The organism is Kumtagia ephedrae (assembly GCF_003012745.1).
Classification (GTDB): Bacteria; Pseudomonadota; Alphaproteobacteria; order Rhizobiales; family Rhizobiaceae; genus Kumtagia; species Kumtagia ephedrae.
On the sequence record NZ_PXYK01000027.1, the window covers coordinates 46761 to 60505 of the forward strand.

Genomic DNA, 13745 nt, shown 5'->3' on the forward strand with positions numbered 1-13745 from the left:
GTCCCGTTGAAGGTGAAATCGGCAATGCAGGGCCGTCACCGGTTCTGGCCCATCCGGGCGAAGCGGGCCGGATCGGCCTTCTCCAGCCGGACCGCCAGCAGATAGCCCACGACCGCGGCTAGGGGGATCAGCGACGGCAGGACGATGCCGAGGGCACCGCCCGTCGTGCCGGTCAGGTCGCCGAAATGCAGGAAGATGTAGACGAACAGCGCCGCCATGATCAGGCCCGAGACCGCCGGCAGGATGAGGGTCGCCAGGGCCGAAGCATCCGTCGCCTTGCCGCGGAAGAAGACGATCACCGCGAGCGAGGTCACTGTCATCATGCCGAGGACGCCGAGCGTTCCCACCTGGCTGATCCAGGTGAACATGTTGAGCATCGGATCGAGCCCGAGGCCCGCGAAGACCGCCAGCACGAGCAGCGCGCCGATCGTCTGGACGACCGAGCCGATGTGAGGGCTCTGATGGTCGTCATGGGTGCGCCCGAACGCGGCCGGCAGCAGTCCCTCGCGTCCCGCCACGTAGCTGTAGCGGGCGATGTAGTTGTGGAAGGCCGAAAGCGCGGCGAACAGGCTGGACACCAGCAGGACGCCGGCGATCGCGGGCACAGGACCGCCGACATAGCGGCCCGCCAGATCGAAGAACAGCGCCGAGGGGTCGCCGTAGCCCTGGATGGTCGGCACGAGCTGGTCGGCGCCGATGCCGACGATCATCAGCCATGTGGTGAAGACGAAAAAGATGCCGATCATCAGCACGGACAGATAGGTTGCGCGCGGGATGGTCTTTTCCGGCTCGCGCGCCTCCTCGGCGTAGATCGTGGTCGCCTCGAAGCCGATGAACGAGCCGAGGCAGAACAGCACGGCGGCGGTCAGCGAGCCCGAGAAGATCGCATTGGCGTCGAAGAGGTTCAGCGACAGTCCGGCGGCCCCGCCGGCGCCGATGATGGCGAAATCGACGATCAGCACGACGAGGTATTCGAGCGCGACGATGACCACCAGCACCTTGGCCGACAGGTCCACCTGCCGATAGCCGAGGAAGCCGACGAGAAGGATTGCGACGAGGCTCCATCCCCACCAGGGAAGAACCAGGCCGAATTCGCCGAAGACGCCGGCCGCGATGCCGCCCAAAAGGCCGATCAGCCCGAACTGCATGGCGTTGTAGGCGACCAGCGCCACGATCGCCACTGCACCCGCGGTGCGGCCGCCGAGGCCGCGCGCGGCATAGGCGTAGAAGGCACCGGCATTGGTGACGTGCCGCGACATGGCCACGTAGCCGGCCGCGAAGGCGAGCATGACCAGCGTCACGAAGATGAAGGTCGCCGGAATGCCGGTGCCGTTGCCCAGCATGAACGCCAGCGGCATCGCGCCGGCGACGCCGGTCAGCGGCGCCGCCGCCGAGATCACCATGAAGGTGACGGCGATCAGTCCGAGCGAATTCCTGCGAAGTTGATTGGTCCCCACGCTACTCATGTCCATAGTCCCCTCTGAGCTGTATTCCCCGTTGTCGATCCATCCGGCCGCGCGGTTGGTTCCTGCGCCGGCTGTTGCCCGTTCAGCCGGCTGGCCCCGGTCGAACCGGGATTTTCTTGTCTTGGCGGACATGCCCGAAGGCCGCCCTGCACTTTGCGAGAAAGTCGCCGGCCAGCTGGCTGCGGCGATCCGCCGGCTGGGCGATCGCCACCACCGCGCCCTCCGGAAAATCCTCCTCCAGCGGTATGGCCAGAATTTCCTTGCCGTCGGGCCCGGTTCTCGATTGCGGCGGCTGCGGGACGATCGAATATCCCAGGTCTTGCGCGACCAGTCCCCGCACCATGGCGAAGGACGGCGACTGCAGGCGGACGAGCGGCTGGAGCCGGTTGCGCTTGAACAAGGCGGCGGTTGCCGTCCGGACCGAAGGATAGTCCAGCATGATCATCGGCAGCTCGGCGAGATCGGCCAGCCTGAGGCTCGACCGCGCGGCCAGCGGATGCATCGTGCCCACCAGCACATGAGGGGCGGGCGGGCTTATGAGTTCCACGTCGAGGTCGGCCTCTTCCACCGGACCGAAGGTGATCGCGGCCTCGATCCGGCCGGCGCGCATCTGCTCGACCAGATCGTCGTGATCCGCTTCCAGCAGGCGGATGTCGACGTCGGGCCTTTCCCTGGTGAAATCGGCGACCAGGGTCGGCACGAGCTGGGGGCCGAGGGTGATGAAGAAGCCGATATGCAGCTGGTTTTCCGGCCGTTGCGGCTGATGGTCATCGGGCGCGATCGGGATGGCGCGCCGGTAGCCCCGGTTGGCGTAGACGAGCGGCGAGCGTTGCGCGGAAAGGTCGATCTGCTCGACCTCGCCGATGAAGATGAAATGCGTGCCCCAGAGCAGGGCGGTCTTCAGCTCGCAATCGAGCGAGACGACCGCATTGTCGATGATCGGCGCACCGGTCGCGCCGCCGTGCCAGGCGATCGCGCCGAAGCGGTCCTCGTTGAGGTGCTTGAGCCGGCCGGAGAACAGGTCGGAGACGAAACTCTGGTTGCCGGAGAGCACGTTGGCGCAGAACCGCCGGTTCTGCCGGATCGCCTCGCAGGCCGGGCTCAGATGGTGGACGCTGATCAGCAGCGAGGGCTTGCTCGTATCGGCCGAGACCGACGTCATCGATGAGACCGTGACCCCGTATCGGCCGGCGTCGCCGTCGGTCGTGACCACCGTGACGGCGGCGGCCACACGGCTCATGCCTTCGACGAAGCGGGTGCGCAGGTCGGCATCCATGGCGTTCACCCGAGATCGAAGAACCGCTCCAGCTCCACGTCGGGAACTTTGCGGCGGAACTCGTCGTGCTGGCACTGGCGGGTGGAGGTGAAGGCCTCGACGAAGCACTCGCCCAGCCAGTCCCTGGCGAAGGCGGAGCCGCGCAGTCGCTCGATCGCTTCCGGCATGGAGCGGGCGAAGTCGCGGCCCGGCTCCTGCGCATAGCCCGAGCCGATGGTCTCCGGATCGGGCTCGATCTCGCCGATGACGCCGGCGACGCCCGCCGCGATGGTGGCGGCGGCGGAGAGATACGGGTTGCAATCGGCGCCGGGCAGGCGGTTCTCGACACGCAGCGACCCCGCGTCGTGGCCGACCAGGCGGAAGCAGGTGGTGCGGTTCTCGAAGCCCCAGGTCAGGCCGGGCGGCGCGAAGGTGCCGGGCGCGAAGCGGCGAAAACTGTTCACCGTCGGCTGAAACACCAGCGTCAGGTCGCCGACATAGGCCTGCAGGCCGCCGAGGAAGTGGCGGAACGTCCGGCTGACCCCGTTCTTCTCCTTCTCGTCCCAGAACAGCGGCTTGCCGGCCTTGTCCTTCAGGCTGACGTGAAGATGGATCGACTGGCTGTCGGCCTTCTCGCTCCAGCGCGGCATGAAGGTGACGGACCGGCCCTGCCGCAGCGCCAGCGCGCGGATGAAGTTCTTCAGCAGGACGAGCTGGTCGGCAGGCTCGGTGCCTTCGCCGGCGCCGATGCAGGCCTCCATGAAGCCGGCGCCGATCTCCTCGTGCATCTTGGCGAGGTCGATCCTCAGCGGCTCGCACATCGCGGCCACCGCCTCGTACCATTCGGTCTGGACGACCTGGTAGAGGATGAGGTCGTGGCTGGCATGCGCCGTCGCGGTCCTGAGGTTGCGGTAGCCTTTCGCCCTGGCGCTCTCCGGCGTCTCGTCGAACAGGGTGTATTCCAGCTCCATCCCGTATTTGGGCACCAGCCCCGCCTCGGCGGCACGGGCGAGAACGGCTTTCAGGATGGCGCGGGGGCAGATTTTCGCCGACGCGCCGGTGTAGTTCGACAGCACCAGCAGGTCGTGCCCCGGCTTCGACCACGGCAGGCGGCGCGCCGAGGCGGGATCGACCTGCAGCGGATCGTCGTGGAAATCGCCCCTGTCGTCGTTGACGCCGGGGATCGTCAGCATCGCGTCGGTCGGGTCCAGCGCCAGTTGCGCCGGGGACATGCCCATGCCGTTCTTCATGATGCCCCTGAGGCTGCCGGCCGAGACCATCTGCCCGCGCAGGAGGCCATTGGTGTCGGTCATCGCCACGGTGGCGAAGCGGCTGGCCGGGTCGGCCAGGTAGTCCTCAACTGTCATGGTCCACCTGCTTGACGGAATGGGCGCGGATGAGCGGCTCGAGCTCGGCGAGGTCGCCCTCGGGATCGGTCGAATAGGCCTTCAGGAAGACCCGCAGGCCGTTGTTGACGTAGCGGGCGATCTCGGCCCGCGAGGGCTGGCGGTCGGGCATGTAGAGCGCCTGCGTGCGCGGCGCCGAGAGGATGAGGCCCCACAGGTCCTGGGCGGCAAGCTCGGCATCCTCGAAGGCCAGCCGCCCGGCGCGCCGCTGGCCGTCCAGATAATCCATGATGCCGCGCAGCAGGCGGTCGGGGCCGACCTCCTGGTAGGCGCGGCCGATCTCGGGAAAGCGCTGCACCTCGCCGACGATGAGCCGGGCGAGCGACAGCATGTCCGGCCGCATCACCGTGTCGGCGTAGTCCCAGGCGAAGCCCAGGAGATCCTCGACCATGCCGCCGGGCGAAGGATGCTCGAACACGTCCAGCATGCGGTCGCGCTCGCCCAGCATCATGGCCGAGAACAGCGCTTCCTTGGACTGGAAGTACTGGTAGAGCGTGGGCTTGGAGAGCCCCGCCTCGACGGCGACCGCGTCCATGGTCGCGCCGGAATAGCCGGTTTCGGAAAAGACCTTGAGCGCAGCCCGGAGAATGCGCCGCTCGCGCTCGATCCTGTTCTGCTGGCGTTTCGGCAGCGCGGTCATCGCGGCAGCCTCCCGAGGAAATCGAGCAGGATACGGCTGTAGACTTCCGGCTGCTCGACGTTGCAGACATGCCCGGCATCGGCGATCGTCTCGTAGCGCACGTCCGGCCGTCGCGCCTCGGCCAGGATGCGCTCGGCGACGCCGCGGATCTCGGCCGGCGGGGCCAGCCGGTCGTGCTCGCCGGTCATCATCAGCACCGGCATGGTCAGGCGCGAGAAATCGAATCTTTCGCGCGGATCGGTGAAGCAGGCCAGCGCATCGCGATAGGTCGCCGAAGGGATCGCCGCCATCGATTCGAAAAGCTTCGCCCTGACGTCGTCCGAAGCGTTCGGGCCGGCAAGCACGCTCACTACCGCCGGCGCGAAGTCGGCCGGCGTCCGGCCCTGGTCGAGCGGCACCTGCCGGCTGACGCGGAACGCCTCGCGCTCCTCCGGCCCGGCCTCCGACATGCCGGTGCAGCCGCCGGACAGAACCAGCCCGGCCAGCAGTTCCGGGTGACGCATGGCGAACGACGTCGCGATCCACGATCCATAGGACAGGCCGACCAGCACCAGCCGATCCGCGCCGAGTTCTTCCCGTACGCGAAGGATGTCGGCGCAGTAATCGTCGACCGTCGATTGATGCCGGCCGAGCCCGCTGCCGCCATAACCGCGCAGGTCGAGAGAGGCGGCGCGCATGAGGCTGCCGGCGGCCTGCAACTGCGGCAGCCAGTTGTGGCGCGATCCGCCTATGCCGTGCAGGAACAGGCAGAGCGGCCCATGGTCGGGACCCGGAGCTACACTCAGTGCGAGGTCCGGGTCGCCAGCAAGGACGATGTCCTCCACGCCGCGGGCAGGGCAATCGCATAAGGCAAACGGCGATGAATTTCGCTGCTTCGTACCCCCACCCCTGACCCCTCCCCACAAGGGGGAGGGGGACTTTGCGGCCGCTATGCCATGCGAAACCGTCGACGATTGGCATCTGGCAGAGAGGCCAGCCGGTGCCCCTCCCCCTTGTGGGGAGGGGTTAGGGGTGGGGGTAGACTCATATGAGCCTGCCCCCGCGCCGCGTGGGACAGCAGCGCCGGCCGCAGGCCTGGCACCACCCCTCGCCCCCACGACGTGGGGGAGAGGTGACCCGGAGGGCTGGTGAGGGGGCGTGCCGTGCCTTGTGCGAGTTTCCGGCATGGCGACCGGGGCGGGCAGGGGCCTTGCCGGCTCGGCGCCGGCCTTTCCGGCTGCCTCGGCGAGCGCCTGAAGCCCCGCCTCGAAGATCGCTTTAGTGCCGGCACAGATCTCCGCCAGCCGCGGCTCGGCCGCCTCAACCGCCGCGCTCCACCGCACGACGCTGCCGCCGCGCTCGCCGGCGCTGACGGCGATGCGGCCGTCATAGGCCTCGGCGCCGGCGATTCCCTCGACATGGGTGTAGGCGAGCGTGCGGTCGCTGTCGCTGAACCAGGTCAGCCGCTCGCGGTAGAGCGTGTCCTCGCCATGGACGGTGAAGGCGCGGACAAGCGCGCCGCCGCCATCGCGCTCGGCGCGGATGGTGGCGATCGCCGGGTGCCAGCTGCCGCAGAAGTCGGAGACGACGGCCCACACCGCCTCCGGCGAGGCGGCAGAGACACCGACGACCTCGACCGTCTCGCGCGCCATGGGCGTTACCGGGCCGACCGCGCGGCGCCGTGCTCGCCGCGCCACAGCGACATGCGGGCGCCGCCTTCATCGCCCGGAGCAGAGTCGATCTCGTCCATGTCGTAGAGCGCCAGCACCGAGAGGTAGTCTTCCATGATCTCTGAGGTGAAGGGCAGCATCAGCGCGCCGCAGCGGCTGTCGCGATACATGCGCTCCAGCGGCAGCGACTTCAGCATCGACTGCCCGCCGCAGGTGCGGATCGCCATCGACGTCATCTCGGCCGCGCCCTCCATGACGTTGTACTGCGCCGCATACATGCGCAGCACCTCGCCCTTGCTCGGGAACCCCTTCGCCTCGCCGAAGGCCTGCCACCACAGCGCGCGCATGTTGGCGAGGCGCGCATACATCTTGCCGACGGCGACACGCTTGGTGGCGTACATGCGCCGGTCGATCGGCGGCTGGCCGGGGATTTTTCCCTTGAGATAGTCCACCATGAAGTCGAAGGCGCCCTGCGCCACGCCTATATAGGTCGGCGACAGCGTGATCATCATGTGCGGCCAGTTCGGCAGCGTCTTGTTGAAGATGCCGCGCGGCATCAAGAGGTCACGCTCGGTGACGAAGACGTCCTTGAGAATCAGGTCGCGGCTGTTGGTGCCGCGCATGCCGAGCGGGTCCCACTCGCCCCTGACGCTCAAGCCCGGCGCATCCTTGTGGACGACGAACAGCATCGTGTCCTCGTGGCGGGGCTCCTGCCCCTCGAAGACCTCGGTGCAGACGATGGTGTAGTAGTCGCAATAGCCGGCCAGCGACGCGAACTTCTTGAAGCCGTTGATCCGCCAGCCGCCGTCGACCTTGCGGCACTGCGTCTGGTTCGGCTTCGAGGTCCAGTTCTGGCCGCCTTCCGAAATCGGCTGCGAATAGATGGCCTTCTCCGCGATGGCGCGGCGGAACTGGCGCTCGCGCAGCGGCGCGAAAGCCGCCTTCTCCTGCGGCGTCAGGTTGGGCATGTCGAACATGAAGCGCGACCACGCCATCGACGAGTTGTGCATGTTGAAGGTGAGCGCGGTGGCGCCGCAATATTTGCCGATCTCGGCGCCGACCATGGCGTATTCGAACATCGAAAAGCCCCAGCCGCCGAACTCTTCCGGAATGCACAGGCCGAGGAAGCCTTCCGCCGCCAGATCCCGGTAGTTCTCGACCGGGAAGGAGGCGTCGTCATCGATCCCCTTGGCCCGGCCCGCGAATTTCTCCCGGCCCAGCTCGTTGACCAGCCGCAGCTTGGCCTGCACCTCGGGTCGGATGCGGGAGAGATCGTAATAGTCGGCAATATCGCTCATGCTTTTCTCCGCAGGCGTCAGAGCGCCAGTTCGCCTTGCAGGACGCCGTCCCTGACGACGACGGTCCCGTCCAGGGTGATGGTGCAGTTGCGCATCGGCAGGTCGAAATGGCCGAGCGTGTAGCGGCCGGCATACTGGTTGGCGCCGGTCGACCACAGGAAGGAGCCGGCGAGCGCCCGGAACTCCACCGCCTGCATGTCGCGCTTGTCGTACATCGCCGCCGACACCCAGCGGGCGCGCGGATGCATGCCCCAGCCGACATGGCTCATGCCGTAGGCGTTGCGGTCGTCCCAGGCTTCCATGTATTCGCGGAAATGGATGGCATCGACGCCGTCGCCCTTGATCGCGGTGACGAAATCGTCCTCGATCGTGAAGTCGATGCGGCTGGTCAGCGTCGTCTTGAACGTCAGGTTCATGTCGCCGATATCCATGACGATCCGGCCGTTGACGCAGTTCTTCCCCGGAAAGGCGAGGCACAGGCCGCCCGGCCAGTGCGCGACAGCGCCCGGTGTCGTGCCGAAGCCCGGCGTGCCGCCGCAGGGAGCGTCGGTGAGGTCGATGACGAGGTCCGTTCCGGCCGGCGAGGTGACGCGCATCTCGCTGGCGTCGCGCAGCATGCGGACGCCGAGCGCCACCTTAGGGCCGAGCTCCGCCGTCGGCTCGGTGCGTTCCAGGATCTCCGGGTGCTCGTTGGTGACGACCAGCAGGCGGGTGCGGCCCGCCGCCTCGATCTCCGGCCATTCGGGGGCATGGATCAGCCCCTCGACCGTGCAGTCGACGATCACCTCGCAGAGCTTCAGCGCCTCGATGACGGCGCGGTTGCCCTGGATCGCCCAGGACGTGCCGGTCGACTTCACCGGCACCGGCGCGGTCTGGCGTGGCGTCGGCATCTGGATCATGCAGAATTCGGCGCCGAGATCGTGCAGGGCGAGTTCTGACAGATGGACCAGCACCGGACGCGACTGCGTCTCCGACAGGATCGCGACCCGCGTCCCCCTGCCGATCGCGTTCAGCGCGAACACGCGCCGGAAGCAGTCGAGCCACCGCCCTTCGATGCGCTCTTGCAGCATCGCAAATCTCCCATTGACGATCCAACGTTTTCGGATTTCTTTACTCGTGAGTTAAGTTTCACGATTTCGGTAAGGCTGCCAATCGCGATTTTCGAAAATCGATGATTATTCGACGATCGTCGGACAGGCCGGCTCAGGCGCGGCTGTCGTTGTCGGCATCGGTCAGGGTTATCTTCCTGAAAGTTATCCCTCTCCTGCGGCCAGCCGGACGCTATCGGTCCTCGCCGCGATGGACCGGCGCGCGGTTGAGAATGAGGGGATCGGTGCCCGTCGACATCCCAAACGAAGCGCTGGCGGCCACTGCCGCGCCTACGGCGAGATTGTCGCCGCGCCGCATCCAGCGATGCGCCCTGGCGGCTGCGGTGTAGGAGTGGACCGAGCTAACGCGGCCTAGCCAAGAGAGGCTATTCCTCCTGGGCCGGGACCGGAACAACGGTCAGGTTCGGCCCAAAACTGGCGATGCTTGCCGCGACGGCCGGGTCGATGCCTTCGTCGCTGATGACCTCCGCGATCTGCGATAGATCTCCAAACGTGGCAAAGGCGGGCGCCTGGAACTTCGAGCTGTCGGCAAGCAGGATCGTGCGCCGCGCCGAGCGGATCATCACCCGCTTGATCGCCGCCACTTCCATCGTCGCGTCGGTGAGCCGGGAGCCGGTGACGGCATAGGTGCCGATGAAGCAGACATCGGCATGAATGTTCTCGAAGAAGGATTCGCCCGGCTCGCCGACCAGCAGGTGCGACGCGGGGCGCACCGTGCCGCCCGCGACGATAACCCGCCATTGCGGAACATTGGCGCCGATCCGCGCGATCTCGATGCTGTTCGTCACCACCGTCAGGTTGATCTGGCGCAACGCGGCGGCCTTGACCGCTTCCACCACGGTGGAGCTGGAATCGAAGATCACGCTCTCGCCGCCCCGCAGCCTCTGCGCGGCAAGGTCGCCGATGGCGCTTTTCTGGCGATGCTGGAAATGCGCGTTGAGCGAGGTTTCACGCTCGAATGTGGCGCGCAGGGGAGGAACGAGAAGCGCGCCGCCATGCGTACGCTCCAGATATCCGCCCTCGGTGAGTTGTTCGAGGTCGCGACGGATCGTCGACGGCGACCCGCCTATGTTTTCGGTGAGTTCCTGAATGGAAGCAGTCCCGTTGCGCCGAACATATTCGAGAATCATGGCCCGGCGTTTTGCGGGAATGATTTCGACGCGTTTCGTCGCCTGAGTATCCATGTGGCCGGATCGTCCTTTCCGTCAGCACCCCGGACATGTACCGCCGAATGTAGGCAGGGCGTCCGGCCCCGGCGTGACGCGCTCCCGTAATTACCAGATGGTATATCCGCAATCTACGACCACGATCGAACCGGTCATTGCGCTGGAGGCGTCGGTCGACAGGAACAGGATGGTGGAGGCAATCTCCTCGGCGGTGGCGACGCGCCTCATCGGCGTGCCTTCCATCCAGTGCGGCATCAGCGTGTCGTCGGTAAAGCCGCCGCGCGACATGGCGGTGTCGACATAGGTCGGCGCGACCGAGTTCACGCGCACGCCGCGCTCGGCCCATTCGCCGGCCAGCGACCTGGTCATGTGGTGCACGCCTGCCTTGGCGGCATTGTAGTGAACCTGCCGCTGCGGCTTGTTGGAGATCAGGCCGGACATCGAGCCGACCGTGACGATCGAGCCGCGCCCGCGCTCCAGCATGGCGCGCCCGAACTCGCGGCAGGACCAGTAGCAGCCGTTGAGGTCGACATCGACCACCTTGTGCCAGACCTCGTCCGACATCGATTCTCCGGGCGTGTCGGGCCATGCGATCCCGGCATTGGCGACAAGGATGTCGATGCCATGCCTGGCGTTGGCTTCGGCCGCCGCGCGGCCGACGGCGGCGGAATCGGTAACGTCGAGCAAGACCGTCTCGACGTCGAAGCCTTTTGCGGCCAGCGCGGCGCGCCCGGATTCAAGCACCGCCGGGTCACGGTCGGAAATGACGACGCCGGCACCATGCTCGAGCAGGGCTTCCGCCGTGCAGAGCCCGATGCCCCTGCCGCCTCCGGTGATGAAGGCCCAACGGCCCGACAGATCGAACTTTTGCTTATACATGATGCTTGCTCATCCTGGCTGCAGTGCTTCGGAGCGGCGCGAGACCGCCCGCCCGTCGGGTCCGAATAGGTGAAGACGTCGTGGATCGACGCCAAGTCTGACGGTCTGGCCCACTTTCGCGGGTGCCCGCTCATCCGTCTTGACGGTCGCCAGTTGCCCGCTTGCGAGCTCGATGTGGGTCAGCGTCTCGCCGCCGAGATGTTCGACCACGGTGACGCGCCCGGCCAACGAACCGTCGGCCGTCACCCGCAGCGCCTCCGGGCGGATGCCGATGGTGATCGCGTCGCCGTTCGCCAGCCCGGGCCGGGTCGGCAGAGTGACCGCCGAACCGTCCTCGAGAATGGCCTGGGCCGCGTCCGAAGTGCATTGAAGCTTGCCTGCCAGGAGGTTCATCTTCGGCGCGCCGATAAAGCCTGCGACGAAGGTGGACACGGGATTGGCGTAGATTTCCATCGGCGCGCCCACCTGCTCGATGCGGCCGCCATTGACGACGACGATCCGGTCGGCCAGCGTCATCGCCTCCACCTGGTCGTGCGTGACGTAGATCATCGTCGCATCGAGCTCGTGATGAAGGCGGGCAAGCTCGATACGCATCTGCATGCGCAGGGCCGCGTCGAGATTGGACAGCGGCTCGTCGAACAGGAACACCTTTGGATTGCGCACGATGGCGCGGCCGATGGCGACGCGCTGGCGCTGGCCGCCGGAGAGCTGGCCCGGCCGCCGGTCGAGATAGGGCTCGAGCTGCAGAATGCGCGCCGCGTCCCTGACCTTGCTCTGCCGTTCGGCCTTGGGAACACCCGCCATGCGCAGCGCGAAGCCCATGTTGTCCGCGACGCTCATATGCGGGTAGAGCGCGTAGGACTGGAACACCATCGCCAGCCCACGTTCGTCCGGCTGAACGTCGTTGACGCGCTTGCCGTCGATGGCGAGGTCGCCGGAGGTGATCGTCTCCAGCCCCGCGATCATCCGCAGCAACGTCGTCTTGCCGCAGCCCGAGGGACCGACGAGCACGATGAACTCGCGGTCGCGTATCTCCAGGTCGACGCCCTTGACGACCTCCAGGCTGCCGTAGTTCTTGCGGATGTTGTTGAGCGTGACGGTCGCCATCGATATCCCTACTTGACTGCGCCGAAGGTAAGGCCTCGTACCAGCTGCCGCTGCGTGATCCAGCCGAAGACGAGGATCGGGCCGATCGCAAGCAGCGACGCGGCCGACAGCTTGGCCCAGAACAAGCCCTGCGGGCTCGAGAACGAAGCGATGAATGCAGTGAGCGGCGTGGCGTTCGATACGGTCAGGTTGATGCTCCAGAACGCCTCGTTCCAGGCCAGAATGATGGACAGCAGCGCTGTCGAGGCGATGCCCGGCGCGGTCAGCGGAATGAGCAGGTGGATGAACTGCCGCAACGGACGAGCCCCGTCGAGGCGCGCCGCTTCGAGGATCTCGCGCGGCACTTCGCGGAAGAAGGTGAACAGCATCCAGATGATGATCGGCAGGTTGACCAGCATGTAGAGCACGACAAGGCCGATGCGGCTGTCGAGCAGCCCCGCAGACTTGAACATCAGGTAGATCGGCACGAGCACGCCGACCGCCGGCATCATCTTGGTCGACAGCATCCAGACGAGCAGATCCTTGGCGCGCTTGCCGGGGTGGAATGCGAGCGCGTAGGCGGCCGGGAGGCCGACCGCCAGCCCAAGCAGCGTCGACCCGACCGAGACGATGACGCTGTTGAAGAAGAAGTGAAGATAGTCGGCGCGGTCCAGAACCTGCTCGAAGTTGCGCAGCGTCGGCTCGAAAAAGATCAGCGGCGGACTGGCGATCGCTTCGGGCTCCCGCTTGAAGGCCGTCATCGCCATCCACAGGATGGGAAAGAACATTATGATCGCCAGACCCCATCCGGCGACGGCGGCGAAGATGCGCTGGGTCAGAGGCCGCTCCATCGTCAGCGATCCAGATTGTGGGAGATCGTGCGCACAAGGAAATACGCGACGATGTTGGCGAGGATGATGGCGATCACGCCGCCAGCGGAGGCCCAGCCGACATTGTAGTCGAGCAGCGCCACCTTGTAGATCAGGAAGGGCAGCGTCGTGGAGGCGTTCCCGGGTCCGCCCGCAGTCGTCACGAATATCTCGGCGAAGACCGACAGCAGGAAGATCGTCTCGATCATCACGACGATGGTGATCGAGCGGGCGAGGTGAGGCAGGGTGATGAAGCGGAAGAGCCGGAGGCCCTTGGCCCCGTCCATGCGCGCGGCTTCCACCTGGTCCCGGTCGAGGGATTGCAGCGAGGTGAGCAGGATCAGCGTCGCGAACGGGATCCATTGCCAGGCGACGATGACGCCGACCGAAAACAGCGGCCATTGCGCGAACCAGTCGACGACGGGCAGGCCCAGCGTGCGCGAAATATAGGCGAACAGCCCGTTCACGGGGTGCATCAGCAGGTTCTTCCAGATCAGCGCGCTGACCGTCGGCATGACGAAGAACGGTGCGATGCAGAGGAGCCGCGCGATGCCGCGCCCGGGGAACTGCTGGTCGAGCGCCACCGCGCAGGCAAGGCCGATGACGACCGACGCGACGAGGACGCCGGCGACCAGGAAGATCGTGTTGGCCAGCGCGTTGAAGAGGTTCGGATCGGTGAACAGGAAGACGTAGTTGCGGAAACCGACGAAGCCGCCCGCCGAGGCGTCGAGCAGGCTGTAGCGCTGCATCGAGAACCACAGGGTGAGCGCCAGCGGCACGATCATCCAGATCAGCAGCAGGATCACCGAAGGCGCCAGCAGCGGGCGCGTCGAGATCATCGGGCCGATACTGTCAGTGGAAGCGTTGCGTTGCATGTCGTCGGTTAAGCACCTGCGAGGGCACGGCCGTCAGGCCGGGGAAC

At 66.6% G+C, this 13745-nt stretch carries 12 protein-coding genes; all 12 read right to left on the reverse strand.

All coding sequences use genetic code 11. The features are described from left to right. Positions 1 to 35: 35 nt before the first annotated feature. A complete protein-coding gene (locus C7I84_RS23220; RefSeq protein WP_106774635.1) occupies positions 36 to 1466 on the reverse strand; it encodes an APC family permease in 1431 nt (476 codons plus the stop codon). Positions 1467 to 1548: 82 nt separating this feature from the next. Beyond that, positions 1549 to 2742, reverse strand: a complete 1194-nt coding sequence (locus C7I84_RS23225; protein ID WP_106774605.1) for a flavin reductase — start codon at positions 2740 to 2742, stop codon at positions 1549 to 1551. Between the two features lie 5 nt (positions 2743 to 2747). Further along, a complete protein-coding gene (locus C7I84_RS23230) occupies positions 2748 to 4088 on the reverse strand; it encodes a glutamine synthetase family protein (RefSeq protein ID WP_106774606.1) in 1341 nt (446 codons plus the stop codon). Then, positions 4078 to 4767 (reverse strand): TetR/AcrR family transcriptional regulator, encoded by a 690-nt coding sequence (locus tag C7I84_RS23235; RefSeq protein ID WP_106774607.1) that lies wholly within the window; start codon positions 4765 to 4767, stop codon positions 4078 to 4080. The genes C7I84_RS23230 and C7I84_RS23235 overlap by 11 nt, the downstream gene beginning before the upstream one ends. Next, on the reverse strand, positions 4764 to 6398 hold the full coding sequence (locus C7I84_RS23240) for an alpha/beta fold hydrolase (protein ID WP_106774608.1): 1635 nt from the start codon (positions 6396 to 6398) through the stop codon (positions 4764 to 4766). Before C7I84_RS23240 ends, C7I84_RS23235 begins: the two co-directional genes overlap by 4 nt. A gap of 5 nt (positions 6399 to 6403) precedes the next feature. Continuing rightward, positions 6404 to 7714: an acyl-CoA dehydrogenase family protein gene (locus C7I84_RS23245; RefSeq protein WP_106774609.1), complete on the reverse strand. Its 1311-nt coding sequence runs from the start codon at positions 7712 to 7714 to the stop codon at positions 6404 to 6406. Positions 7715 to 7731: 17 nt separating this feature from the next. Next, the gene (locus tag C7I84_RS23250; protein ID WP_106774610.1) at positions 7732 to 8784 is read right to left on the reverse strand and encodes a 2,5-dihydroxypyridine 5,6-dioxygenase NicX family protein; all 1053 of its coding nucleotides are present in this window, start codon (positions 8782 to 8784) and stop codon (positions 7732 to 7734) included. A 404-nt stretch (positions 8785 to 9188) separates the two neighbouring features. After that, entirely contained in the window at positions 9189 to 9953 is a 765-nt protein-coding gene (locus C7I84_RS23255; RefSeq protein WP_245428576.1) for a DeoR/GlpR family DNA-binding transcription regulator, read from the reverse strand. 144 nt (positions 9954 to 10097) lie between these two features. Continuing rightward, on the reverse strand, positions 10098 to 10868 hold the full coding sequence (locus C7I84_RS23260) for an SDR family NAD(P)-dependent oxidoreductase (RefSeq protein WP_106774612.1): 771 nt from the start codon (positions 10866 to 10868) through the stop codon (positions 10098 to 10100). Positions 10869 to 10877: 9 nt separating this feature from the next. Next, a complete protein-coding gene (locus C7I84_RS23265; protein WP_106774613.1) occupies positions 10878 to 11975 on the reverse strand; it encodes an ABC transporter ATP-binding protein in 1098 nt (365 codons plus the stop codon). A gap of 8 nt (positions 11976 to 11983) precedes the next feature. After that, positions 11984 to 12805, reverse strand: a complete 822-nt coding sequence (locus tag C7I84_RS23270; protein ID WP_106774614.1) for a carbohydrate ABC transporter permease — start codon at positions 12803 to 12805, stop codon at positions 11984 to 11986. A gap of 2 nt (positions 12806 to 12807) precedes the next feature. Further along, positions 12808 to 13698 carry a carbohydrate ABC transporter permease gene (locus C7I84_RS23275; RefSeq protein WP_106774615.1) on the reverse strand — a complete coding sequence of 297 codons (891 nt, stop codon included), beginning with the start codon at positions 13696 to 13698 and terminating at the stop codon, positions 12808 to 12810. Positions 13699 to 13745 lie beyond the last annotated feature (47 nt).

Coding starts and splice junctions, on each gene's coding strand:
- C7I84_RS23220 (WP_106774635.1), bottom strand. CDS start 1,466: ATGAGTAGCGTGGGGACCAATCAACTTCGCAGGAATTCGCTCGGACTG.
- C7I84_RS23225 (WP_106774605.1), bottom strand. CDS start 2,742: ATGGATGCCGACCTGCGCACCCGCTTCGTCGAAGGCATGAGCCGTGTG.
- C7I84_RS23230 (WP_106774606.1), bottom strand. CDS start 4,088: ATGACAGTTGAGGACTACCTGGCCGACCCGGCCAGCCGCTTCGCCACC.
- C7I84_RS23235 (WP_106774607.1), bottom strand. CDS start 4,767: ATGACCGCGCTGCCGAAACGCCAGCAGAACAGGATCGAGCGCGAGCGG.
- C7I84_RS23240 (WP_106774608.1), bottom strand. CDS start 6,398: ATGGCGCGCGAGACGGTCGAGGTCGTCGGTGTCTCTGCCGCCTCGCCG.
- C7I84_RS23245 (WP_106774609.1), bottom strand. CDS start 7,714: ATGAGCGATATTGCCGACTATTACGATCTCTCCCGCATCCGACCCGAG.
- C7I84_RS23250 (WP_106774610.1), bottom strand. CDS start 8,784: ATGCTGCAAGAGCGCATCGAAGGGCGGTGGCTCGACTGCTTCCGGCGC.
- C7I84_RS23255 (WP_245428576.1), bottom strand. CDS start 9,953: ATGATTCTCGAATATGTTCGGCGCAACGGGACTGCTTCCATTCAGGAA.
- C7I84_RS23260 (WP_106774612.1), bottom strand. CDS start 10,868: ATGTATAAGCAAAAGTTCGATCTGTCGGGCCGTTGGGCCTTCATCACC.
- C7I84_RS23265 (WP_106774613.1), bottom strand. CDS start 11,975: ATGGCGACCGTCACGCTCAACAACATCCGCAAGAACTACGGCAGCCTG.
- C7I84_RS23270 (WP_106774614.1), bottom strand. CDS start 12,805: ATGGAGCGGCCTCTGACCCAGCGCATCTTCGCCGCCGTCGCCGGATGG.
- C7I84_RS23275 (WP_106774615.1), bottom strand. CDS start 13,698: ATGCAACGCAACGCTTCCACTGACAGTATCGGCCCGATGATCTCGACG.